This window comes from Kluyvera sp. 1366, assembly GCF_054823405.1.
In genome coordinates this window covers 1-23,042 of record NZ_JBTRDW010000018.1, presented here as the reverse complement: position 1 = coordinate 23,042, position 23,042 = coordinate 1, and the positions used below count along the sequence as shown (strand labels likewise).

Sequence of the window (23,042 nt, the reverse complement as noted above, 5' to 3'; positions counted from 1 at the left end):
CCTGAAGCTGCGTGATGAAGGGCTCACGCCCGCGAAGATTGCTGAGCAGCTCGGCATCGGGCAGACCAGCGTGTATCGCATTCTTAAGGCGCAGCAGGCAGACGCGCCGGCGGCGGACAGCACTCCGTCTGCAGCCACTGTGAGCGAGCCGGTCATCCCGGCCGCGACCTCTGTGCCTGCAGAGGTGCCTGCCGTTAACGTCAGCGAACCTGATGTCCCGTTGCCGGCGGCCGGCGTGACATCGACTGCCGAAGCGCAACCTGCCACCGCGCCGGCGGCTGAAAGCGTCGCGACAGCGCAGCCAGCACCCGAAGCACCGGTGACGCCGGCGTCGGCTTCACCGGGCACCTTTGATGGATTCACCGGGCTCTACGGCACCGGCGCCGAACTGCGCGACAGGCTGGCCGCGCTGGCCAGCGGTCAGGTCTCACCGGCGGCGCTGCTGCAGGACATCAGCACGCTGCGTTCACGCGTCGAGAGCGCGGCGATATCCGGCGTGTACACCCGTGAGCACGTGAAGGAGATGCAGCAGGTCTTCGACCGGGTGACGCAGGGCGGAATGGCAGGGGCAAACGTCATGGAGGTGGGTGGGTTCAGCCGCCTGCGTGGCCTGCTGGGGCAGCGCGATACCTGGAGTTCACTGCACCCGACCGGCGGCACGCTTGATATTAATACCGTGCCAGACAGGGTGGGTCAGCAGTACGCGCTGCTGGCGCGCGGGGACGTGACGCGAGCGCAGTTTGATCGTGAGGTGCGGATGCTTTACGGCGAGTTTACCCGCGCCGACCCGGGGAGCTTTACGCCCGGGCGTCAGGAGGAAACGCGCGCGGTCTTTGATCGCATGGCATCACTGGAGAGCCCTGAGCGCGCCGCGCAGTATTCGGCTGGCGCGGTGGTGCTCGCGGCTCAGTTGCCGCCGGCGTCCGCCGCTGACCCGAACGCCACGGCGCTTGATCGTATTCAGACGGCCCTGCGCGATGAATTTGTGTCGCTGGCCCGCGGTGAAACGACGGCGCCGGCGCTGATGGAAAACGTGGCGCGACTGCAGGCGCAGCTTGATGATGCAAAGGCGCTGGGCGTCTATGCCGGCGGCCACCTGAAAGAAGTGCAGGGCGCGTTTGACCGCGTCACGCAGGGTGGACTTGCGGGTATGCCCTCGCCGGACGCACCGGCTCCCCGCGGAGACTACCTCTCCCGCAATCCCGGATCCGCCTCGCTCGACGTTGCCAGCGTCCCTTCACGCATTGAGGCGCAGATTGGTCTGCTCGTTCGCGGTGAGGTCACGCGCGCTCAGTTTGAGGATAACCTGGCGGTGCTGCGCAATGAGGTCGTGCGGCTCTCAGAGACCGGCAACGTCACGCCGGCGGCACTGTCAGCCGCAGAAGGGGCCTTTGCGAACCTGGGCGCACCGCCGCTACCGGCCGCTGCGGCCACACCCGTTGCCACACCGCCCGTGGCCGCCGTGCCTGAACCAGCGACACCGGTGACAGACGCCAGTGTGACGGCTCCGCCGGCTAATGCGGCGCCAGCTGCAACGGCATCCCAACCGTCTGCGGTGCCCGCCACGGCAGCTGAGCAGACACCACCGGCCCCATCGGTCTCAGCTCCCGCTGCTTCTGCTGTGCCGGATGTCTCCTGGCAGACGGCAGCAGCGGAGGCCCGACCTGAACCCGTAGCCCGCGCGCCGGAGCCTGCGCATGAAGCAGCAGCACCCATGGCGGAGGCTGTTCCGCAGCCAGCCGTGCCGCCGGTCAACCCGCTGACCTCCGCATTTGGTGCAGAAAATGCCATCCTGGTCGGCGCACCGCGCGTGGCGGCGCAGGATGAAGATGCACCAGCCTCATCAGGATCGAAACAGGCACGCATCGATGCCGATAAGCTGCTGAGCCGCGTCACGCACGAGAAGCACCCGGACGGCAAAAGCGTGCTGTACAAGCTGGACGGCGAGGCGGCCTTCATTGACCGCGGTAATCGCTTGGTCATGGCAGAGGGCGCCAGCGCGCATCAGGAGAAAGTGCTCGCCGCGCTGCTGACCGCTGCCAATCACTATCAGGGGCGCATTGAGCTGACCGGCAGCGACGAGTTTAAGGCGTTTGCGATCGGCGTCATCGTGGCCAATAAGCTTGACGTAAGCATGAAAAACGCCAGCCAGCAGGCGGACCTGGACGCCGCGCGCCGCGCAGCGGGTCAGCCCGTGGCGCCGGCCGCCCCAGCTGATGCTGTACGCGGTGACCCGCAGGCACCGCGGGCCACTGAGACGCCGCCCGTAACGCCGGAGGCGCAGGCTGCGCCTGCACAGGCTCACGCACAAAGCGCAGCGCCCGTGACAGCGTCACAGCAGCCCGCTTCTGCACCGGCGCCTGAGCCCGCCGCGCCGAAGATTTCACCGGCGGTTCATACGCCAGCGGAAAAGGCGCGGGAGCCGGTGACCGGCAAGGTCACCGCCTGCGGGCAGGCGCCGTTCCGTTTTGAAGCGGATCAGAGCGAAAGCACCTTTATTACCCTGCGTACTAAAGAGGGGCCGCAGACCTTCTGGGGCAAGGAGCTTGCCGGCCTGCTGCGCGAAACCAACCTGAAGCCCGGGCGCATGGTCACGCTGCAGTGGCAGGGCGAACAGCCGGTCACCGTTAACAAGCCCGTTAAGGACCTGCAGGGTAACTTTACCGGCCAGTACGAAAAGGTTCAGACCCGACGCAATCAGTGGTCACTGGCCCCGGTGGGCGGAGCCCGGGTACAGACCGGAGCAGACGACATGGTGCCGCTCGCGGCCGTGGACGTGAACCGCTACACCCAGATCCAGCACACGCTGGTGAGTCGCCTCGGACTGGACGTCGACGCGCCGCCGAAGCCGGCCGACGGCCTGTACTGGCTGAAGCCGGACGGGCAGGGCAGCGCGCAGGCGGGCGATGCGCTCTCAGCGCCGCGCCCTGCGCACAACGAGCGCGCCGGCATCCCGGTGATGTCCGCGTGGGGCGATGACGGCCGGCTCGACCTGCACCTGGTGCAGGGCGACGGGGACTACCTGCAGGGCGTGGTACGTCAGGGCGGCACCTATCAGCACGTGCTGGTAAGCCTGCCGGGCAGCGCTGACGCACCGCCGATGGTGGTCAACCTGCTGACGCCGGAAGGGGCGCAGCCTGTCGGCAGCGGCAACGGCATCAACCGCTCAAACGGTCAGCCCGTGCCGCGCGAGCACGTGGTGGTGCGCCTCACCGGTGACGCTGAGCCGCGCATTGCGAAGCTCGACGCTCCGGCAGACGTGCCCGCCGCGCTGCACGCCCGTCTTGGTTACGACGAGCGCTACAAGGCAGAAGCTGCCGCCCCAAAGGACCGGCCGGCGGTGGCACCACAGGCAGCGCCGGTCACCCCACCCCGCCCGGTGTAAGCCACTTCCTGACAGGAGAACTGACATGAAACAACCCCTGACCGCCCTCGTGGCGGTCTTTTTCTGCTGCACCGCCTTTGCCGCCGGCGCCGCAACCTGTCGCGCCGGCAGCGCCGCGCAGACCGGCAGCGAGGCGGGCTATAACGCCGCCAAAAAGGCTAACGACGCGTGGGCCGCCCGTGAAAGCCAGACGTCCGATCAGCTGCAGAACTGCCTCTCCGGCATCCGCAACATTTCCATCAGCCTGCCGAACCTGCCGAGCCTGCAGGACATCATGAACCAGGCGTCAGAGAAGGTCTGCGGGGCGCTGACGGACAAAATCAACAGCAACCTGCCGACCAGCATCGATCCGTGGCAGTCCTACGGAATGTAAGGAGTACCGCATGCACAACCCCCAACACACCCCGCCGCCTCAGGAGGCGGCCGTGGTCCTGACCGACCCGGACGCCTATGAGCACGCCCTGCACGCGCAGCACGAGCGCACGCTTGGCGCAGAGTTTGCGCGCACCTGCCTGAAGAGGCTGGGCTGGAGCCTCAGCGTCAACGTCATTCAGGCGATCGTCATCGGCGCCCTTGCCGTTTACATCGTGTTTCTCCCGCGCGAGTACTTTGCTACCGAAGCGGGGCGCATCACCCCGCTTTATCCGACGGACAAGCCGGTCTGGAGCGAGAGCGACGTGAGGCAGTTTGGTGCGGACACCATCAGCAAGGCGTTTACGCTCGACTTCGTGCACTACCGCGACCAGATGACCGCCGCGGCCGCTGACTTCTCGGAGGAGGGCTTCACCGGCTACAACAGGGCGCTGAGCACCGACTCCAACACCCTGTCGCTGGTGAAGGACAAGCGCATGAACCTGACCAACACCGTCGAGCCGGGCGTCATCACCCGTCGCGGCGTGGTGGGCGGACGCTACACGTGGGAGTTCCAGTATCCCGTGACGCTGCGCCTGCAGGGCCAGAACACCAGTACGCCGCCGCTGCGCTACATCTTCACGCTGCGCATCCAGCAGGCCGATCCGCGCCTCAAACCGCGCGGCCTTGAGGTCACGCAGACCATCACCAACAACGCAGGATAATGCTATGAGCAACTTTCGCACGCTGGCCCTGTGGCTGGCGCTGTGCGGCAGCGCGGGCGCCGCCACGGCAACGGGGACCGCCCCGGCAGCCGGCACCGACGGCGGCTGGCGCTCGACTGCTTCCGCCGGCGGTGCTGCCGCGACAGGCCAGACAGGTGGCGGTACGGGCGCGCCCGCCGCGCCGGCAGCGGCAGGCCCGCTCCCCGGGCAGGCGCTGCCGCCGCCCACCTCGGTCACGTATGACCAGGCGCAGGCGACTATTGCCCCGCTGACGCCCGATGAAATCCGCCAGCTGCGTGCGCAGCAGACCGAGCAGAACCGGGCGCTGGCCACGCCGGGTATTACGGCGGTACCGCGCATCACCGCGCAGACGGTGAGCCTGCAGCCCGGCGCGAGCCTGCCGCTGGTGCGCACCGCCGTGAACTGGCCAGCGACCGTGAGCTTTATCGACAGCACCGGCGCGCCCTGGAAAATCCTCGGCGACCCGGTGAGCGGCTCCCCGGACATCGACGTGAAGTGGATCCCGGGCATGTCCTTTATGGTCATCACCGCAAAGCGCGACTTCGTGAACACGCTGGTGACCGTGGGGCTTGAGGGCCTGCCGGTGCCGCTGCAGATAAGCGTGATGAGCGGTGAGGCCGACACGGCGAAAAAGACCTGGACGGTGGACGCGCGCCTTGACCTGCGCATTCCCCGCCGCGGGCCGGGCGCGGCGCCTGACGCACCGGGCCCCTCGCGCATCGGGCTGCACGACGACGTGCTGCAGGCGTTTCTGGACGGCGTGCCACCGTCGGGCGCGAAGCGCCTGAAGACCACCGGCAGCGTGCCGGACACGGCGGTGTGGCAGCAGGGCGACGACCTCTACATCCGCTCGCGCGCGGACATCCGCGACGAGTTCGACACCACGCTTTCGTCGGCAGACGGCACCCACCTGTGGAAGCTGCCGGTGACACCGCGCGTGGCCTTCTCGGTTGACGGGCGCACCGAAGCCCTCAGCATTGCCCTGGAGTAATCATGAGCGATCAACAGAACACCGGCGGCGGCAACATCCGCCTGATGATGGGCCTGATCCTTGGCGGCATCGTGGTGGTGGCGGGGGGCGGCTACGCGCTGTACAGCTACTTTGCCGCACCGCCGCCTGAACCTTCCCGCGTTAACCTGACGCGGGTAGGCGGCAGCACGCAGGTGAGCGCACAGGAGCAGGCGGCCTACCGCGAGCTGCTGCGCGAAAACAACGCCCGGGGCGCGCAGACCGCCGCCGCCTCGGACGGCAGCTTCATCGCCAGCATCCCGCTGCAGCAGGACGTGGTCACGCCGAAAGAAACGCCAAAGGTCGCACCAGCCGTGACGCCGCGCGAGCTGCCCCGCCCGCAGGGTAACGGGCGCACGCAGGAGCAGGAGAAGGCGCTCAGCGAGGCGCGGCAGAAGTCGCTGACCGCACTGCTCGCAAAAATCCAGGCGGAGCCACAGACCGACCTCCCAGCCGCGCAGCTGCTGGGCGGAAAGGACGGCGGCTGGGCCGCATGGCGCGACTCGCAGCCGGGCAGCTACGTGCAGCAGGCCGCCGCGCGCAGCCGTCAGCTCGCCGCGAATACGCCACCGGCCACCGTCGTGGTGGCGCCTTACTGGCGCGGGCCGGGTGAAATTTACACCGGCGTGAACTCGGATAACGGCACCACGCCGGTGCTGGGCCGCATCACCACGGGCCAGTATGCGGGCGCCGTACTGCAGGCGCCTGAAGGGGCGAAGCTGTCCGGCGACGGGGTCATCATCCACTTCACCACGATGGCGCTGAACGGGCAGAACTACAAGGTGGACGCCTATGCGCTGCAGGACGATACGCTCGTGGCCAACATTGCCACCGACGTCGACCATCACTACTTCCGTCGCATCGTGCTGCCGTCCATCTTCAAGGGCATCGGCAGCGCGGGCCAGCTTTACGCGCAGGCCAACACGCAGCTGCTGAGCAACGGCTTCAACACCGTCACCACGCGCCCGTCCACGCCGGACGGCACGGCGGTGGCCGGGGTGATTGCCGGCGGCACGGCGGAGCAGGCGGCGCAGGTGCTGAACAGCGACGCGGCCCGCCTGCCGGATCGCACCGTAACGGTGAAAAACGGCGAGGTGGTGGCCATCCAGTTTATGCGCGGCGTCTACAGCACCGACGCCGAGTCGCCGCAGGGCGTATCGCAGGCGACCGGTGGCAACGCGTCGCCGGCGGCACTGAGCAGCAACCCGACCCCGAGCGCCGCGGACCTGCGCGAAGAAACCCAGGCGCGCATCCGCGCCGCCGAACAGAGAGGTATGCCCCGTGAATGAATTCGATCCGCAGCCGGCGGTCATCGCGCCGGTCACCCCCGCCGCTTCACCGCCCGCCCCGCAGCAGCAGAGCTTTCTGACGCGCCCGCGGCTGATGGGCTACTCCCTGCCCTGGCTGGCGGGTATAGGGCTGGTGATGGGCTTCCTCGGCTGGTATCTGTTCTGGCCCGCGGGCTCCTCACTGGATGCCAGCCAGCGCGCGTTCGGGCAGGACGCCGGGCTTGAAGCGGTGCAGCCCGCCTCTGCCGCGTCCGCGCCAGCGCCGCTGCAGACGGGCGGACTCAGCGTCCCCGCCGCCGCGCTCAGCGTGGCGGAACCGGCCGGCAGCGTGCCGGACGACGTGGTGAAGCTCATCCGCGAGGGGCGCGAGTTTGAGGCGGCCAACCGCGAGGCGATCACCCGCCTGTCGGACACGGTGCGCGCGCAGACGAAGGCGCTGGCCAGCCTGCAGCAGCAGCTTGCCGGCATCGCGCAGGAAAACGCCCGGCTGGGTAATCAGCTGACCGTGCTGGCCGCGCGGCCTTATCCCGAGGGGGGCGGACACGCCGCCGGCAAGCGCGCGACGCGATCGGCGCTTTCCGGCATGCGGCTGGAAAGCCTGCAGGAGGGGATGGCGTGGGTCAGCTGGCAGGGCAGGACGTGGGCGGTGCAGGCGGGGGATACCCTTGGCGGCGTCACCGTGCGCGACGTTAACGCGTCTGAAGGCAGCGTCACAACCAGCGCCGGCGTGCTGCGCTAGGGAGGCGTCATGGGAGGATCGCTTGACGGCATCACCATGCTGTCTAACCTGGCATCCGGGCTGCAGAGCTCGTTCATCACTCTGGCCCTGACGCTGGGGTCGCTGTTCGGCGTGCTCGGTGCCGGCGGCTTTCTGGTCCGCCAGTCGTGGCTTGCCCGCAAGGCGCCCGGTCAGTCGGCGAGCGGCGGGGCCGTGGTGGCCTGTCTGCTGCTGTCGGGCTGCCTGGTGGGGCTGGACCAGCTTATCGGCGCGGGGGCGCGGCAGGTGGGCTGGCAGGTTTCGTTTGACGCCATCAGCTACGTGGATCAGGGGACTTTCGGGCAGGGCGCGGTCGCGGCCAACGCCCTGCTGAGCCTGCTTCGTATGGTCGGCGTCTGGTTCGCACTGGCGGGCGTGATGCTGTGGCGCCGTTCCCGTAAAGATGGCCACTCATGCCTGACGGCGGGCGACGACGTCAACAAAGGTACCGTGAGATTTATCCTTGGGGTGTTGCTCGTGTGCAGCCCCTACCTGCTCGATGCCTTACAGAAAACCCTCGGTATGCGCTGAGGCAGATTCAATAACTTCCGTCCTCATGGACGATTCACCCGGCCATCCGGCCACTCTTATTCATTAAGGAAAACACCATGATTACTCGCTTTTACTGCGCGGCATACGCACGCGTCCTGATGCTGTCTGAAACCCTGCGCCGCATGACTTTACGCGCACTCTGCGCCTGGCTTGCCCTTATCTCGCCGGTGGCCATGGCCGACGGTGACTTAGCGGATATGGGAAAAAATGTATCCGAGGGCGCCAAGTCCCTGCAGACCAGCGGGATCGTCATTATTCAGGTTATCGGGTTCTTTTCGTTCGCCGGCGGGCTTCTCTCCATCAAGGCCATGAAGAACAACCCGCAGATCAAGCCCTGGATGATTGTACTGGCCATTGTTGGCGGGATGCTGGCTATGGGTATCCCGGAAATCATCAAGCGCGGCATGACGCAGATGGGCATGACGCCGGTGAGCGTCAGTTAACTGACCGGCCGCCCCATCACGGGGCGGCACTTTTCACGGTTCCGTCTGAACCTTTCCTGAGCTTCTTACGGAAAAGCTGATTTCTTACGGCTGGTATTGGCGTCAGATGAAGGTCGGGTGCCTTACAGAGGTGATGACTCATGAATCTTATTAAGGACTCTGGATGAATCTACTGCCGGGCCTGAATGCCACTGTTATCGACACCGGTCTGTGGCACATACTCACGAATGCCAGAACCCGCACGTTTGCAGATGTCCGCAAGCGTCAGCTGGTACTGAGGCTCATTACTGAAATGCGGCTGGATAACCATCCTTCAGGCTATCCGGATCCCACCGATATATCGATGCTGACCCATTATATTCGTGACGAGAAGTTTCACAACGTTCGCGAACAGGGCAGAGGGAGTTCAGCTGCGGCGGAAATTCAGCAGCTGATTGACTGGCTGAAGCGGCTGGAAAAGGCGGCGCTCGAGGCGCCACCTGTCAGCGTGTCACGGCTCCCCTGGTACAGAGCGTGGTCAGATCTGGCGGGCATAATCCTGATGCTGGTCTCTCCTGCCTTTTTAGCGCTTGTTGTATACCGGCCACCTGACTGTATCAGTGTTCTGACGCTGATTGTGTATGCGCTGCTGACGACGGTCGCAGAATCAATCAGCCAGGATAATTTTGCGCCGCAGTTCGCCACGATCACACGGGCAGTTCTGTTCATGACCGCTGTCGGGATGGCACTGCATTATGTGCACACAGCAGTGGGCGGTTTCTGATAACCGCCATCAGACTGGCGCTGCACCACCGCTACCAACCTCTCTGAATTTTACATCACTACGGCATCATCATCTGCATCAGGCCCTGCCTGTAAGGACTTCCTGTGTCTGTTTATCCCTCACCCTCTCCGGCGGGCGGCCTGCTGCCGCTCCTGCCGGACGTCAGCGGCGAAGACGCTGCCCCGAGGCCCGTTTCCCTTGAAGCCGGGCCACCGTGCCGCTGCTGCGGTACGCGCGCGCAGCGTCTGTGGCAGGGGCCGGACGCGCAGCCGGTCTGCACGCTGTGCTGGCTGACCCTTAACCTCGACAGCCCCACGGCGGCACACGGACATCTGGCCTGGCTGCCTGACGCCCCCGCCGCCGACATCATCAATCTGCAGCGCCGTGCGCTTATCGGGCAGCACAGCGAGAGTAAAGCCGTGCGTAAACAGGGCAGGCGCGTCTGGAACTGGCTGGCCCGTCACGCACGCGAGGTGGAGTGCATGTGGGGCACCTCCCGCGCGCCCGAGTTCGCCGCGGCCTTCGCGCGACTTCCCCCGTTAAAGCGCGCACAGATGCAGCAGCGGCTCGAAGGCTGCGTGCTCATTCTGCCCGCTGACGTTTTTACCGACCTGACCCTGCTGCTGCCGCTGGGCCGCACCGCCGATAGCGCGGTGCATACCCCGGCATGGGCGACCTATACCCGGAGCGACCTGTATGCCAAACCGCCTTATCCGCTGGACTGAAGAAGTGATCACCGCCGCGACGCGCTTTGCCGTGTCGCGCGATCTGCCCGACTACTGCGATCTGCAGACCGTGGTGCGCCTCACCGACGACGATCGCATTCGTCACCCGGAGCTGAGCGCGCCGTACATCATGGTCACTCATCGCGGTGACTATCTGACGGTTTATGAAGTTGCCGGCAGCTACAGTGAGGCAGACGAAAAGCTTGCCGCCGGGCATGACGATGCGTGGCAGGGGCGGCTTGACCGCATGACTGAGTCCTTAAACTCCCACTATCGGCATACGGGTCATAAAATCAGCACCGTACACGAGTGCGATCCGGACGGCGGCGGGGCTGTCATCAGTCGGCTGCTGGCGCCGCAGTATCAGTCACTGAAGCGCACCGGCCTGGATCTGAAATACATGCTCGATGAGCAGGTGAAGAAGCTCACGCCGTGGGTGAACCGCGAGCGCACCTGGCTTGTCTGCTACAGCGGCCGCGGCGTGCTGGCCGGGCACGAACTGCGTGATGAAAACGCCCGCCTGAAGGAGCTGGTGAAGGGCAGCCCGGCGGCCGCATTTGGGCAGAATCCGCTGCTCACCGAGCTGGCGGGCCTTAAAATCCGCCACGACGCCTTCCTCTCGCAGGTTGAGCGGGCGCTCGGCGATAGCGGGAAGGGCGTACTGATGCGCCGCATCGATGCGCACGAAGCCGGGCGGGTGCTGCGCGCGCAGGTGGACCCGGGCACGGGCCATGACTGGCAGCCGCTGCTGCCGGACGATCGCATTATCCCCCGGGGAGTGCGTCAGGGTGAGGACGCCACCGCGCTGCTGGCCCCCTGGCTTAACTTTCAGGTCATGGGCGCGGGCGTTGATGAGATACGCAACAACCTGATCAAAATTAAAGGCGTCTGGCACGGCACGCTCGCCGTGAACCTCGGGCCGCAGAGTCCGCAGAGCTTTGCCCGCCTGCGCGAACTTATTCCGCGCAGCGTGCCGTTCCGCATCCGCAAGGACCTGATGCCCGGCGGCATGCGTCGCCTCGGCGGCAAGCACGTCGTGCTGAGCATGGCCTCCTGGGTGCCGGGCCTGAAACCGATTTTCGATTCCATTTCGATGCTGGCCGAACGCGAGATGCACGAGCCGGTGTGTATGATGACCATCACGGCCGCGACTTGGGGGGACTCACCGGAAACGGTGACGCGCAACCTGACGCTGCTGCAGCAGGCGCTGACGTCGTGGGGGATATGCGGCGTAACGCAGACCTTCGGCGACCCGGTTAAGGCGTGGGTGGCTACGCTCACGGCCTCGTCGGCGTCAAGCGGGCCGTGCCTGATGTATCCGCCGCTGTCTGAGGCGCTGAACCTGATGCCGCTTACCCGTCCGACGACGGCCTGGAGCGAGGACGGCAACGCGCTGTTTGTGTCGCCGGACGGCAAGCTGATGCCGGTTGCGCTCGCGCCCTCCAACCAGACCAAGAAAACCAGCATCGTGGCCGGCGAGTCCGGCGGCGGTAAATCGGTGTTCATCAACCGGCAGCCGATCATCATGTCGATGTCCGCGCAGCAGCAGTTACCCTTCTTTGCCGGCATTGATAAGGGGTTCAGCGTGCAGGGCATGGTCTCGATACTGCGGGGGGCGCTCCCGCCGGAGCGTCAGGATGAGGTGCTGAACATCGTGCTGCGCAACGACGCGCAGCACTGCCGCAACCTGTTCGACATCCAGCTGGGGCTTTCGATGCCGCTCAGCTATGAATCCGAATTTATGGAGAACGCGCTGCAGGCCCTGTGCATCGACCCCGGCACCGGCGTGCCGCCCAACGGCCGCGATACGCCGATTATTCTGCGCCGACTGGTCAGCGACTCGTTTAAGGCCTGTCGCGAGGAACCGCGCCGCTACGAGCCGGGGCTCGTGTCGGAGGTAGACGCGGCACTGAGTGACGCTGGCATCTGGGAGGCGCACCCGGAATACCGCGACAACGCTACATGGTACGAGGTGCGGGACCTGCTGCAGGACGCGGACCACCCGGACGCCGCGCAGCGCGCGCAGTTCCAAGCGGTGCCGGAGCTCGCCGACATGGCGCCGCGCCTGCTCAGCGAGGATTTTCGCAGCATGTACGGCAACATCCAGCGCGACGGCAGCAGCGAGCCGCTGATTGAGTATATCGCCCGCTGCCTGCGCGACGCCTGCGGCCAGTACCGCATGTTCGCCGGGCGCACGCGCTTCATGATAAGCCCGAAGGCGCGCGTCATTACGGTCGACATTCAGTACGTCGCCGGCGACAAGTCAAAGGCGGGCTACCTGCAGACCGGCATGATGTACCTGTTTGCCGGCCACATCGCGGGCGGCGACTTCGTGCTGCCTCAGTATCAGGATGAGCTCTTTCCCGCGCTCCACGAACGCTGGCACCCTATGCACCGCGCGCGCGTGGATCAGCTCGACCAGGAGGTTAAAACCCGCCAGTACGACGAGCTGCACAACGCCAAGGGCGTCCCCTTTATCTTCCCGATGCTCGAAACCGCCGACCGCGAGCAGCGCAAGTTTGGCGTGCGCACCGTGCTGTCCTCGCAGTACTTCCGCGACATGCCCGACGCGCTGCGCCAGTCAGCCAACTCCGTCTACATGGTCGGCGTTGACCCTGAGGACAGGAAACTGCTGAAAGAGCGCTTTAAGGTGCCGGACGCCACGCTTGACCGCTTTGAGCGCATGGGCAGCGGCCCGGCGGCAGACGGCAGCGGGGTGCCGTTCCTTGGCATCTTCCGCATTAAGGGAGGCAGCACCATTGCCCACATCATGAAAAACACGGTGGGTCCGGAGGAGCTGTGGGGCCACAGCACCACGCCGGTGGATATGTCGCTGCGCCGCATGCTTGAAAACGACGTCGGCGCCGGCACGGCCCGGCGCATCCTCGGGCGCTTCTTCCCGAACGGCTCGGCCGAGAAGGTCATCGAGCACCGTCAGCGCACCGCGGGCGAGGCGCGCGGCGACAACGTCATCCGCACGCTCGCCACCGAGCTAATCGATAAACAGGGCTACGACCTCTGACCCCTCAGGAATTCTGACATGCATAAATCCACACCATGGCGCCCCGCGGGGCGCCGGCTGCTTGCCGCCTGCGTGCTGGCGGCGCTGGCGCCGAAAGCGCTGGCGTACCCGACCGAAGAAATGAGCAGTATTCCCATTCAGACGCAGGTCATGCCGGCGTTGCAGACTATGCAGGCCACGCTGGCTGAAATCCTGTCGGCGGAGAAGGAGACCGGCACGGCGGTGGTGCAGTCCTCGGACAAAACCACCACGGCCATTACGGAAGCGGCACGTACGCAGCGCGAAGCGGAGAACTTTAACCGTCAGGCGGACCGGCTGGAGAAGGCCCGGGCGGCCTACACGGTGCCGGACAGCATCTGCAGCGAGTCGGCTTCCGGGACGGCCGCGCAGGTGAGTCAGGCAACCCGCGCGGCGGCGTCAAAGCTTGCCGGCGGCAGCGGCGTGTCGAGTGCGGTCGTGCGGGAGACGCTGGCAAGCCTGCCCACCTCGCCCCGACAGGGCGGCTATCGCAGCGCGCTGATTCACGCGGGCTACTGCACGGCGGAGGAGGCGAAGCTGTACGGCGGTACCGGCCTGTGCCCGGGCGTCTCGCCGCTGCCGGGCGGCGACACCGAGGCGCGATCGCTTTACGACGGGGCGGGTCCTGCGGGTAAAGACCCCGAGCTCACATTTACCCAGGCACAGACCGATGCGGCGATGGCCTACGTGAACAACTCGGCGAAGCTCGACGCCGGGCGCACGCCGGGCAAGGGTGAAATCCAGACCGCCACCGGTCAGGAGTATCAGGGCCTGCTCACGCAGTACAAGGCGATGCAGAGCGCGGCGATGCAGCCGCAGCTGGACATGGTGGCGGCGAGCCAGCCGCAGGACGCCACGCAGGCGGCGCTCACCGAGGCGCGGCAGGCGCCGTCGGCGGAAAGCTACTTCCAGCAGACCGCGTCGGCGCAGGCAAAGCAGACCGGCACCATGAGCGAGCGCGAGTTTGAGGCGTTCGAGGTGGGCCGCCGCTACGCCAACACCGCGTGGGTCACAGACCTGCAGGGCATGGACGGCGACAACCTGGCGCGCGAGATGGCGCGCCAGCAGAGTCTGGCCAACTGGCTGGCGCTCGGCATTAAAAACGAGCTGCGTCAGGCCAACATCATCAGCGGCCAGCAGCTGGCGCTGGCGGCAAAAAATGAATACGCCCCGCAGCTGCAGGCGCTGTCCTCGCAGATGAGCGCCGGCGTGAGCGCTAAGTAATTCCTTTACGGAGCATTCCATGACGACAAGCGGTACCTTCGCGCCGGACGCCGGCGCGCTTTCTTCCCTGCTGGACGCGGCCGCCGGCCCGGTTCTGGTGCTGGACCCCTGCGGCGCGCTGTGGGAGGCCTTCTGGCAGGCGCCGCGCTGGAAAACGCTGTGGCAGGCGTGGCGCCTGGCGCCGGGACAGACGCAGGAGGGCGACGTATGGGACGTGCTGGGCGCGCTGCGCCACGTGTCCGCCACGGACGGGAGCGAGGCGCTGGCCGCCGCGCTGTTTCCGGCAGACGGGCACAGCGACCTGACGCGCAGCCTGATGGCCTGCGTGCTGGCGTTCGCGGACGACACGGCCCACTTTATCGGGCGCTCATCCGGGCTCGGTGCGCTGGCCGGTCAGCTGTGGGCTGACGATCTGTGGACGGCGATCGCCCGCTGGAGCCGTCAGTATCCGCACCATCCGGCGCTGCAGGCGGCGCGCGCGCTGCTGACGCATGAAGGCGCCGGCGAGTCTGTTCTGGCTATTCGCGGCCGCATGGCCATCTTCCACCATCCGCACGTGGCGGAGACGTTCACGGGCGCGCCGGGATTCAGCCTCAGCGCGCTGCGCCAGCGTCAGGGACAGGTCATCTTCCTGACGCCCGACATCCGCTGCATGGAAAGTGAGGAGCTGACGTCCGTGTACGGCTTCCTCTTTAACGCGCTGCAGGCGATGGCGGCGCTTCACCACGTAACGTTTTCGCTCGCTGAGCCAACCCTGACCGCAGAAGGAGGTTCCCTGTGAAAGATTCTGATTCAGCCGCTCCGCAAGGGAGCGCAAAGACGTCCCGCATCACGCCGAAGCGTGTGGGCTGGATAGCGCTGAACGTGGTCCTGCCGGCGTGGGAGGTGTCCAGCTGGAGCCGCCACGCCGGGCGCAACGTTTCGCGCCTGTGGCAGCGCCTGCGCGAGGTCACGGCAGGGCGCGGCGGCGGAGATTATCGCCCCGCTGACTGGTCGCAGGCGGTGGCGGACAGCGGGCTTACGCCCGACCGCCTATCGCGTAACCTGCGCGTCAGCCGCTGGATATGGTGGGGACTGATGTGGCTCACCGGCCTGCCGGTGGTGGGCTTTCTTTTTGCGCTGATTGCTGCAGGCAGCAGCATCGGCGGGACCGGCTGGCTGCGCGTGGGCTGCGTGATGCTCGTGCTGCTGCTGCTCGCGGCGACCGGGTTCGTGCAGGCGCTGGTCACCAGCTTCCGCCTGTGGCAGCTGACGGAAAAGCGGGTGTCGGCGTCAGAGAAGGGCAGTTTTCAGGACTTTCTGCAGGAGACGCGCTGGTGCCGGCAGGTGCTGAGCGGCGGCCTGCTTTAAGGAGACTGTGCATGCGAAATCAAACACTCGAACAGCTTCTTATCCGGGTGATTACGCTACTGGATAACGCCAGTCTGGGTGATCGCAAGGAGACCATTTCGAACCTGCTGCACGGCGCACGGCGCGCCAGTCGGGAGCAGGATGATTTCACGGCACAGGAGCACAGCACTGAGGCACTCAGCCAGCTGCGTAAAGCGCGGCACAGCCTGCGTCTCTCTGGCGCGGCTGAGCAGGAGATCACACCGCTTGAGTACGCCATTGAGCTGCTGCTTCCGGTGAAGGAACACGCTGCTGCGGAATCGCTGTGGCGGTATCTGCTGTTAATTTTGCTGCTTCCTGCAGGCCTCACGCTCGTTCTCACGCCGTTGCTCTGGCTGGCAGGTCAGCTGCCGGGACTCTGAAAAAGGAGATAAGCCATGTATATGCGGCTTGATGTTTTAGCCGGCCTGCTGAGAGTGCGGCCGGGAGAGCTGCTTCACGCTGTGCGCAGCACGGGCGAGCTGGACGGCATGCTGCTGCCTGCCCGCAGGCAGGTGCGCGGTGCGGCACTGATGTTCGATCAGGCTGAGGCCACGGCGTTTGCTGCGCGCTGGCACGCCCGGGAGCCTGCGGATCATCCCGCGCCCTCCGGCGAACCCCTGATACCGCTTGATGCGTTTGCAAGAGAGGCGGGCATTGCGCCGCTGGCGCTCTGGCAGGCCGTCAGCCGACGTAAGCGCCTGCGCGGTATCACGCTGCCGGTGCCGGTCAGGTCCGAAGGGCAGCTGCTGTTTGAGCCGGCGGCGGTCAGCCGGTTTGTCAGCGCCCTGAGGCGCGTATCGGACGGAGAGAGCTCATGACCCGTGATGAATGGCTGCTGAAGTTCCGGCGTCACCAGTCGCCCGACACGCTGGAGAAGGTTTACGAGATGCTGAAATACAGCGGCGACCCGGCGGACGAGTATGCGATGACCTGTGCCTGGGACCACCGCAGGGCGGAGCTCGCCGCCGGCAGGCTTTTCGATCGCGTGCCGATGCACGTGTGGCGGTTCGTGGAATAACGTTAAGCGTATTCAGCCCGCCTGCCGTTCCCATACTGCCAACCTCAATACTTTTCACTCAGGTCATCCCCTGACCCACAGGTAAACCATGAAGCTACTGACAAAAATTCAGGCGGCGGCTCTGCTGTGCGCCGCGTCCTGCCCGGCGTTCGCCGACGGCGTGGACTACCAGACCATCAGCGATGCCGCCAGCAAGACCGGTGACCTGTCCCGGCAGGCGCTGGTAATGATATTCGGCGACGTGGTGCTTACGCCTTTTCAGCCAGGGCAGGCCACGCTTATCGGCTCGCTGTTTGCGCTGCTGAACGGCGTGCTCTGCTCGGTCGCGCTGGTGTGGTTCCTCATCGTGACGCTGAAGACGGTGTTCAAAAGTGGACAGGACGGTAAGGTATTCAGCGCCGGCCGGACCATGTTGCATCCCGTGATGAGCTTTGCCGGCTTTATCACGATCATACCGACCGCGTCCGGCTGGTCGCTGTCGCAGCTGGTGATGCTGTGGGCGGCCTCCACCATGGGCATCGGCAGCGCGAACCTGTTCACCGACAAGGCGGCGGACATGATAAGCAGCGGGATGTCGCTTGTCGTGCAGCCCACGGCACCCTCCACGCGTTCGGCGGCGCGCGCGGTGTTCGAAATGAACCTGTGCAAGTACGCGACCAACCGCGAGTTGTCCTCGCTCTATCAGGACGGGCAGGCGCGAACGGCGCTGATGGAAACGAAAGGCGGAAACGGCGACTACACCACGGGTAACGGCAGCGCGCTCTGCGGCAGCGCCCGCATCCCCGAGCCGTCAACCGGCGTCATGGACAGCCTGTTTGGGTCGGCCGTGAACACGGCGAGCGTCACCACGGCATCGCGAGGCGCGCTGGACACCATGCAGTCCACGCTCGATGCCGCCGCGCAGGCTTACGTCGATGCCTACCTCAGCCGGCGTGATCAGGATACCGGTACCCTGAGCGATCCGGAGACCACCATTCAGAATGCGGCGGCCGCGTATGAAACCACGGTTAACAACGCGCTGAATCAGCTGAACTACAAAGACTCGCTGCAGAGCCAGCTGACGACGCAGCTTAAAACCTACGGCTGGATATCGCTGGGCGCCTGGTACAACACCTTTGCGACGGCCAACAGCAAAACGAACGAGGTGGCCAACGCGGCGCCGGTGACGTCAGGGGCCAGCCTGCACGGCGAAACGGGCACCGGTGACCTGTATCACCAGGTATTTACGGCGTATCGATCGCAGGTGCAGAACAGCACTTATACGGCGCCTCTGGGTTCGCAGACGGCTAAAGATGATGGGGCTGCTCTTAATGCGACAGACCCGGACGCGGTATTTGTGAGTTTTTATAAAAGTCCGATGCAGAAAATCACTAACTCTATTGCTATATGGAAAGTAGGGACTGAGGCTAGTTTCTCGGAACAAGTTAACCCTTTAATTAAAATGCAAACCATCGGTGACTACACCTTAGGTGCCACCGAAACTGCTCTGGCGGCTTATACACTCACTCTCGCTGCTGCATCTACTGCGGATAATTCAGTATTGGGAAAAATTGGCGGTCTGCTTTTCGTCAATCCGGGAGCAGTTGTTAAAGATGTTCTGACGGAGCTCTCACCGCCGTTTTATTTCGTGATGTTACTGCTGTTCGCAGTTGGATTTTCGCTGGCGGTATTTCTGCCGGCGGTGCCCTTTCTTTACTGGATGGTGGGAGTGTTTAACTGGCTGGTAAGCGTCATGGTCGGTTGTGCGGCGGGGCCTATGTGGTCGGCTACTCATTTAGGAGCAGAAGAGGACAAGGGAAGCCGCAGTGCTTATGGATATATCTTCCTTATTGACATGATGTTGCGTCCCTCACTCATGGTGCTGGGTTTTTTCTTTGCTTCCGTAGCTGTAATGGCTGGAGGGACGCTGCTGAACATGCTTTTCGGTGCAGCATTAGCTAACGCAAATGCTGACTCAATAATCGGCTTAGTTAAAATGATCGGCTGGCTGTTGATTTATGCACGTATCGCCACCTTCGGCGTCACGCGAGTCTTCGGACTGCAGGCAACGCTCGCCGACTATGTGATCACGTTCCTGGGTGGTGCAGGAATGGCCGGCATCATGGGCGGACTGGTTGATGACGTCAAAGGCATGTTTGCTGCGGCAGGCGGCGGATCCCGCAGGGTGCCTGGTCTACAAAAAGCACCTAATAGTGGCTCGCCTAAAGAGGACGGAATTAAGTAATTTCACCTGGCTTTATTTACAGTCATGCGTATAATTTAATCAGAGGAATTGCGGCAGGAGGATGCCATGAAAACAGTACAACGTCATGATTCTAGGATTGAAAGTCTTTGGGTTGTAATAAAATTTGCCTATTATTTTTTGGCCCTACCTTGTTTGATGTTTATCGGTATTGCGATGGCTTTTATCGCATACGGAACAGCCACAGGTAAAACCACGGGTGCGGATTCACAATTTTATTCGGTAGCTATAGTTGTGTGGTTATTGGCAATAGTGCCTTTAATTGTTCGCCGTTACGGCAAAGTATCCCGGAAGCGCCAGCTTAAACAAATGGTCACACTGCTTAGCAGTGAGGAGCGTTTCAGCCCACAAAAGCAGCATCAGGTTCTGGACGCGGGACGTGGTAAATATCTGGGCCTCGATACCCGGCATGGCAATATTCTGTATATCAACATGGTTAAGAAAGGCGTCGTTGATGTCCTTGGCATCACGATGGATGACTGGACGAATCGCGAACTTGAAGGCAGTACGCTTCGCCTTAATACAAAGAATCCTGAAGTGCCAGTACTGAGTATTAACGCGCATCCAACGGTGGCCAAAGAACTGTTTGATACGATCGGCGCGATGAGCCACAAGAGCTATTCAGAATCGTTCCCGCAGGAGCCGTGGCCGGAGTATGTTGGCCGCCAGAGCCGCTTTGTTGAGTTCGAACACAACGTGGTGGTCCCGCAGGTCGTCTGATTTATCCCGACATTCTGACGCTTTTCCTCTGACACCGGCCCCGCGCCGGTGTTTTCTTATCTGCAGTCTGGCGGGCCCTTGCGTCCGTCTCCGATCCCGGAAACTCTCACATGTACACCTCTAATCCGAACGCCACCGGCAATAACGAGCCGGCCATGGTGATGATCACCCTTGGCCTGACGCTGCTGCTTTGCTGGCTTTTCTTTGCTGACTTTGTGCGCTGGAGCTGCTGGTTCCTTTACTGGCTGTGGCGCTTCGCCGACTTTCCGCAGATTCACGGCTACGCCGCCGAACGCATCAACCTGCTGGCCGTGACCGGCAACGGCGCGGAGTCGGTGAAGCTGACCGAATGGCGCGACGTGATGAACCTCACCGCCGGCATTCTTTTCGTGCCCATGGTGCCGTTAGTCGCGGTGACCAGCTGGGCGCTGGCGCGTCATCCTGCGCTGGGCTTTCGCAGCCGCCGCGCGATCGATATCCATTCGCTGCCGCGCGTGATGGCCACCTTCGCGCCTTCCGTCATCCCCGTGCTGTCCGGGCATCGCGGGGACGGGCTCATGAACGACACCACGCCGGAAAACGCCTGGGCGCTGAAGCCCGAAGAGTTTGCGGAGCAGCACGGGCTGATCAAACGTCGTGTACTCGATCGTGACGCGGCAACAGCCTTATTCGATGCACAGAACGGACCGGCCATAACGTCACCTGACCAGTGGCAGCCGCATGAGCGTGCGCTGCTGGCCGTCTTTGGCCTGCAGGTGTTCACCGGCGACAGGAAGGCGGCCACCACGCTGCTGGATGACCTGAACCGCTCCTGCATGACCCGCCGACTGTTTCGCGCGCCGGAATTTCGCAGCGTGCCCGACTGGCAGGTTGCAGAAAAGCACGTGGCTCGCGTGCTGGCCAGCCCGGGCGTCAGCGCGTGGCTGAACATGCACGGGACGGTGCGCTCCGCTCTGGCCGGTCTCTATGGCCGCGACCTCCGCCTGCCACCGGCGCGCTTTCGCTGGCTGAAGGGCTGCGACCGCACGCTGTGGTACGGACTTCACACCGCTGACACCGCCAAGGTGTTCGTGGAGGGAGCGGGTATCGTGGCGCAGGCGCGGGCGGAGCGGATGGCCGCGCGCATGAATCTGCCGCGCCCGCCGCTGATGACGGATGAAGCAGTGACCGGCCTGCAGCTTGAGCTCGAGTCGCTGGGGCTCGTGTACCCGCGCGACGCGCGGCCGAAACGCGCGAAACCGCAGCGCGACATACCGTTCCCTGACGCACTTTATCTGCCCGGACAGGGCGAAGATGAATTTTCTGACGGCGCCGGCGTGCGCTGAGACAAGGACATGACCATGAATTTTTCACGCAGAGAAGGCCCGTTTGTGGCTGACATCACCGGCGACCTGCTGAGCGTCCGCCGCTATGCGACTCAGGACGCCGCCGGGGTGAACGGCACGCACTTCCTCAGTCCCGCTGTATCAGCCCCGCTTTTTGTCATGCCCATTACACAGAGGCCGTGGTTTGTTATGCACGGCGACGGGCTGTATGCGCAGAACTCACGTGATGCGCTCGCACCGCTTTACAGGGCCGAGGATGCAGGACAGTTGCTCCGCTGCATTAGTGAACTGCTGACCACTGTAGAGAGCAAACGCCTTCGCGGACGGAAACGCCGGAAAATCGGCTATGCCTTTGTGGTGGCCTGCCTGACGGGGGCGTGGCTGACAACAGCCGTTTTGGCTTCCCGCCTCTTCTTGCCCGAAGACCCGCATCTGCTCACTACAGTGGATGCCCGTACAGTGGTTCGTTCAGCGGCTGAACCTGCCGGTTACGTGCGCGCTGAGCCAGATGTCCCAACCGTGATGCCGTACCCTAATGATGCCCCGCAGCCTGGCCGTCCGCTTATACAGCAGTCTCCGCAACCCCGGCAGACAGGCACAGCCACCCCAGCCGACGGCTGGGACCTCTCGCAGAGCGTGCGCGCGGAGCTGCCGGCAAAACTTCATAACGCGGCATCGCGCGGGCTGTTCACCGTACCGCTGTCGTCCGGGCACGCGCGCACGATTTACGTGTTCGCAGACCCGGCATGCCCGAACTGCCAGCGCATGGAGCGCCACTTTGAAACCGCTGCTGGCACCGTCAACGTGGTGATTTTCCCGGTCACCATCGAGGGCCGTGAGGCGTCGCTGAAGACGCTGACGCTGGTAATGGCGCTGCCCGAGGCCGAACGTCCTGCCGCCTGGAAGCAGCTGTTTGCCGCCGATGCCGGTATCGGCGTGCCGGGCGCCGCACCGGTCGCACCGGGGGTCACCAGTGAGAACCAGGCGGAAACGGCGCGCGGGGCGATAGGCGTCAACGATGTGGCCTTCCGGGCCTACCGACTGCCGGGCACCCCCTGGACGATTTCAGACGACGGCCGCTACGTGCCGCAGAGCGTACTGAGCTCGCCGGCGGCGCTTACGGACTTTTTAAACGGAGGCGATCATGGCGGACAATAACGCTGCGCTCGAGAGCGCGCGCGTCAACCGGCACGCTGGCCGCTCGTGGCTCATCGACCTGTTGAGCGAAACCGGCACGCTGGCCTGGGGGATGCTGGCCGCCGTGGTGGCCGGCATCGTCTGGCCCGCCACGCTGGTGCTGAGCCTGCCGGTTCTGATGTTCTGGGCGCTGGTCGTGGCGCCCGCCGGCCGCTGGAAGATGCCGATGCGCATGCCGACCGACATCAACCGGGACGATCCGTCTACCGAGCGAAAGGTGCCGGCAAAGGTGCTGGGCTTTCTGCCGGTGGCCACCGTGCGCATTCACACGAGCCGCGCGGCCGGCATCCTGTACGCTGGGTACCTGCGCGGCAGGGACGCCGGGCGGGAGCTGTGGCTTTCCATGGATGACCTGACGCGTCACGTGCTGATGTTCGGCACCACCGGTGCCGGTAAAACGGAGACGCTGCTGGGTTGGGTATTTAACGCGCTGTGCTGGGGTAAGGGCGTCATTTTCTCTGACCACAAGGCGCAGAATGACGTGGCGCTGGCCATGATGTCCATGGCGCGCCGCTTTGGCCGTGAGGACGACCTGCGCATGATGAACTTCATCACCGGTGGTCGCTCCCGCGCGCAGGAGTTGCTGGAAGACGTGAAGGGCCGCCCGCAGACGAATACCACCAACGTGTTCGGCATCGCGCAGGAAACCTACACCATCAACCTGATGGATTCCATGCTGCCCAAAACCGGCAGCAGCGGCGGCGAATGGCAGGAGAAGGCGCGCTCGATGAACCAGGCGCTGGTGATCGCGCTGGTCTATAAGTGCCGGCGCGAGGGCTCGGTGATGTCGCAGCGCACCATCCAGGCCCACCTGCCGCTGCGTAAAATTGCAGGACTCTACGTGCAGGCGGTTGAGGAGCAGTGGCACGAGGAAATCCGCGTGGC

22 protein-coding genes are annotated in these 23,042 nt (G+C 64.5%); all 22 read left to right on the top strand.

Annotation, left to right across the window (positions count from 1 at the left end):
• On the top strand, positions 1-3,385 hold a 3,385-nt coding region (locus ACVLVH_RS23800; protein ID WP_498950367.1), incomplete at its 5' end, for an LPD7 domain-containing protein.
• A gap of 25 nt (positions 3,386-3,410) precedes the next feature.
• Positions 3,411-3,758 carry a conjugal transfer protein gene (locus ACVLVH_RS23795; protein WP_498950365.1) on the top strand — a complete coding sequence of 116 codons (348 nt, stop codon included), beginning with the start codon at positions 3,411-3,413 and terminating at the stop codon, positions 3,756-3,758.
• A 10-nt stretch (positions 3,759-3,768) separates the two neighbouring features.
• Positions 3,769-4,461 carry a DotI/IcmL/TraM family protein gene (locus tag ACVLVH_RS23790; RefSeq protein ID WP_498950363.1) on the top strand — a complete coding sequence of 231 codons (693 nt, stop codon included), beginning with the start codon at positions 3,769-3,771 and terminating at the stop codon, positions 4,459-4,461.
• 4 nt (positions 4,462-4,465) lie between these two features.
• Positions 4,466-5,473: a DotH/IcmK family type IV secretion protein gene (locus tag ACVLVH_RS23785; protein WP_498950361.1), complete on the top strand. Its 1,008-nt coding sequence runs from the start codon at positions 4,466-4,468 to the stop codon at positions 5,471-5,473.
• Positions 5,474-5,475: 2 nt separating this feature from the next.
• Entirely contained in the window at positions 5,476-6,780 is a 1,305-nt protein-coding gene (gene traO, locus ACVLVH_RS23780) for a conjugal transfer protein TraO (protein ID WP_498950359.1), read from the top strand.
• Positions 6,773-7,519, top strand: a complete 747-nt coding sequence (gene traP, locus ACVLVH_RS23775; RefSeq protein ID WP_498950357.1) for a conjugal transfer protein TraP — start codon at positions 6,773-6,775, stop codon at positions 7,517-7,519. Before traO ends, traP begins: the two co-directional genes overlap by 8 nt.
• Before the next feature lie 9 nt (positions 7,520-7,528).
• Positions 7,529-8,068 carry a conjugal transfer protein TraQ gene (traQ, locus tag ACVLVH_RS23770; protein WP_498950355.1) on the top strand — a complete coding sequence of 180 codons (540 nt, stop codon included), beginning with the start codon at positions 7,529-7,531 and terminating at the stop codon, positions 8,066-8,068.
• A gap of 77 nt (positions 8,069-8,145) precedes the next feature.
• Positions 8,146-8,532, top strand: coding sequence for a DUF6750 family protein (locus tag ACVLVH_RS23765; RefSeq protein WP_280173394.1), 387 nt, complete (start codon positions 8,146-8,148; stop codon positions 8,530-8,532).
• Positions 8,533-8,695: 163 nt separating this feature from the next.
• Positions 8,696-9,295, top strand: a complete 600-nt coding sequence (locus tag ACVLVH_RS23760; RefSeq protein ID WP_498950352.1) for a hypothetical protein — start codon at positions 8,696-8,698, stop codon at positions 9,293-9,295.
• Between the two features lie 104 nt (positions 9,296-9,399).
• Positions 9,400-10,020, top strand: a complete 621-nt coding sequence (locus tag ACVLVH_RS23755) for a conjugal transfer protein (protein ID WP_498950350.1) — start codon at positions 9,400-9,402, stop codon at positions 10,018-10,020.
• Positions 9,992-13,042 carry a putative type IV secretion/conjugal transfer ATPase gene (locus ACVLVH_RS23750; RefSeq protein ID WP_498950349.1) on the top strand — a complete coding sequence of 1,017 codons (3,051 nt, stop codon included), beginning with the start codon at positions 9,992-9,994 and terminating at the stop codon, positions 13,040-13,042. The genes ACVLVH_RS23755 and ACVLVH_RS23750 overlap by 29 nt, the downstream gene beginning before the upstream one ends.
• Before the next feature lie 18 nt (positions 13,043-13,060).
• A complete protein-coding gene (gene traW / locus ACVLVH_RS23745; RefSeq protein WP_498950347.1) occupies positions 13,061-14,284 on the top strand; it encodes a conjugal transfer protein TraW in 1,224 nt (407 codons plus the stop codon).
• A gap of 19 nt (positions 14,285-14,303) precedes the next feature.
• On the top strand, positions 14,304-15,065 hold the full coding sequence (locus ACVLVH_RS23740; protein ID WP_498950345.1) for a prepilin peptidase-dependent protein: 762 nt from the start codon (positions 14,304-14,306) through the stop codon (positions 15,063-15,065).
• On the top strand, positions 15,062-15,634 hold the full coding sequence (gene traX, locus ACVLVH_RS23735) for a conjugal transfer protein TraX (protein WP_498950343.1): 573 nt from the start codon (positions 15,062-15,064) through the stop codon (positions 15,632-15,634). The genes ACVLVH_RS23740 and traX overlap by 4 nt, the downstream gene beginning before the upstream one ends.
• Before the next feature lie 11 nt (positions 15,635-15,645).
• Positions 15,646-16,035 (top strand): hypothetical protein, encoded by a 390-nt coding sequence (locus ACVLVH_RS23730; RefSeq protein ID WP_498950341.1) that lies wholly within the window; start codon positions 15,646-15,648, stop codon positions 16,033-16,035.
• Between the two features lie 15 nt (positions 16,036-16,050).
• Positions 16,051-16,473: a hypothetical protein gene (locus ACVLVH_RS23725; RefSeq protein WP_498950339.1), complete on the top strand. Its 423-nt coding sequence runs from the start codon at positions 16,051-16,053 to the stop codon at positions 16,471-16,473.
• Positions 16,470-16,673 carry an Hha/YmoA family nucleoid-associated regulatory protein gene (locus ACVLVH_RS23720; RefSeq protein ID WP_222213606.1) on the top strand — a complete coding sequence of 68 codons (204 nt, stop codon included), beginning with the start codon at positions 16,470-16,472 and terminating at the stop codon, positions 16,671-16,673. The genes ACVLVH_RS23725 and ACVLVH_RS23720 overlap by 4 nt, the downstream gene beginning before the upstream one ends.
• A gap of 88 nt (positions 16,674-16,761) precedes the next feature.
• Positions 16,762-18,897 carry a DotA/TraY family protein gene (locus ACVLVH_RS23715; protein ID WP_498950337.1) on the top strand — a complete coding sequence of 712 codons (2,136 nt, stop codon included), beginning with the start codon at positions 16,762-16,764 and terminating at the stop codon, positions 18,895-18,897.
• A 66-nt stretch (positions 18,898-18,963) separates the two neighbouring features.
• Positions 18,964-19,635, top strand: coding sequence for a plasmid IncI1-type surface exclusion protein ExcA (gene excA / locus ACVLVH_RS23710; RefSeq protein ID WP_498950335.1), 672 nt, complete (start codon positions 18,964-18,966; stop codon positions 19,633-19,635).
• Between the two features lie 110 nt (positions 19,636-19,745).
• A complete protein-coding gene (locus ACVLVH_RS23705; RefSeq protein WP_498950333.1) occupies positions 19,746-20,960 on the top strand; it encodes a secretion/conjugation apparatus DotM-related subunit in 1,215 nt (404 codons plus the stop codon).
• Between the two features lie 15 nt (positions 20,961-20,975).
• A complete protein-coding gene (locus ACVLVH_RS23700) occupies positions 20,976-22,118 on the top strand; it encodes a thioredoxin fold domain-containing protein (protein ID WP_498950331.1) in 1,143 nt (380 codons plus the stop codon).
• On the top strand, positions 22,105-23,042 hold a 938-nt coding region (locus ACVLVH_RS23695; protein WP_498950329.1), incomplete at its 3' end, for a type IV secretory system conjugative DNA transfer family protein. The genes ACVLVH_RS23700 and ACVLVH_RS23695, both read left to right, overlap by 14 nt.

Excerpts from the sequence above, each read along its gene's own strand:
- traW (WP_498950347.1), top strand. The coding sequence starts at position 13,061 with ATGCATAAATCCACACCATGGCGCCCCGCGGGGCGCCGGCTGCTTGCC.
- traQ (WP_498950355.1), top strand. The coding sequence starts at position 7,529 with ATGGGAGGATCGCTTGACGGCATCACCATGCTGTCTAACCTGGCATCC.
- ACVLVH_RS23750 (WP_498950349.1), top strand. The coding sequence starts at position 9,992 with ATGCCAAACCGCCTTATCCGCTGGACTGAAGAAGTGATCACCGCCGCG.
- ACVLVH_RS23730 (WP_498950341.1), top strand. The coding sequence starts at position 15,646 with ATGCGAAATCAAACACTCGAACAGCTTCTTATCCGGGTGATTACGCTA.
- excA (WP_498950335.1), top strand. The coding sequence starts at position 18,964 with ATGAAAACAGTACAACGTCATGATTCTAGGATTGAAAGTCTTTGGGTT.
- ACVLVH_RS23765 (WP_280173394.1), top strand. The coding sequence starts at position 8,146 with ATGATTACTCGCTTTTACTGCGCGGCATACGCACGCGTCCTGATGCTG.
- traO (WP_498950359.1), top strand. The coding sequence starts at position 5,476 with ATGAGCGATCAACAGAACACCGGCGGCGGCAACATCCGCCTGATGATG.
- ACVLVH_RS23725 (WP_498950339.1), top strand. The coding sequence starts at position 16,051 with ATGTATATGCGGCTTGATGTTTTAGCCGGCCTGCTGAGAGTGCGGCCG.
- ACVLVH_RS23740 (WP_498950345.1), top strand. The coding sequence starts at position 14,304 with ATGACGACAAGCGGTACCTTCGCGCCGGACGCCGGCGCGCTTTCTTCC.
- ACVLVH_RS23700 (WP_498950331.1), top strand. The coding sequence starts at position 20,976 with ATGAATTTTTCACGCAGAGAAGGCCCGTTTGTGGCTGACATCACCGGC.
- ACVLVH_RS23785 (WP_498950361.1), top strand. The coding sequence starts at position 4,466 with ATGAGCAACTTTCGCACGCTGGCCCTGTGGCTGGCGCTGTGCGGCAGC.
- ACVLVH_RS23790 (WP_498950363.1), top strand. The coding sequence starts at position 3,769 with ATGCACAACCCCCAACACACCCCGCCGCCTCAGGAGGCGGCCGTGGTC.
- ACVLVH_RS23795 (WP_498950365.1), top strand. The coding sequence starts at position 3,411 with ATGAAACAACCCCTGACCGCCCTCGTGGCGGTCTTTTTCTGCTGCACC.
- ACVLVH_RS23760 (WP_498950352.1), top strand. The coding sequence starts at position 8,696 with ATGAATCTACTGCCGGGCCTGAATGCCACTGTTATCGACACCGGTCTG.
- ACVLVH_RS23705 (WP_498950333.1), top strand. The coding sequence starts at position 19,746 with ATGTACACCTCTAATCCGAACGCCACCGGCAATAACGAGCCGGCCATG.
- ACVLVH_RS23715 (WP_498950337.1), top strand. The coding sequence starts at position 16,762 with ATGAAGCTACTGACAAAAATTCAGGCGGCGGCTCTGCTGTGCGCCGCG.
- ACVLVH_RS23720 (WP_222213606.1), top strand. The coding sequence starts at position 16,470 with ATGACCCGTGATGAATGGCTGCTGAAGTTCCGGCGTCACCAGTCGCCC.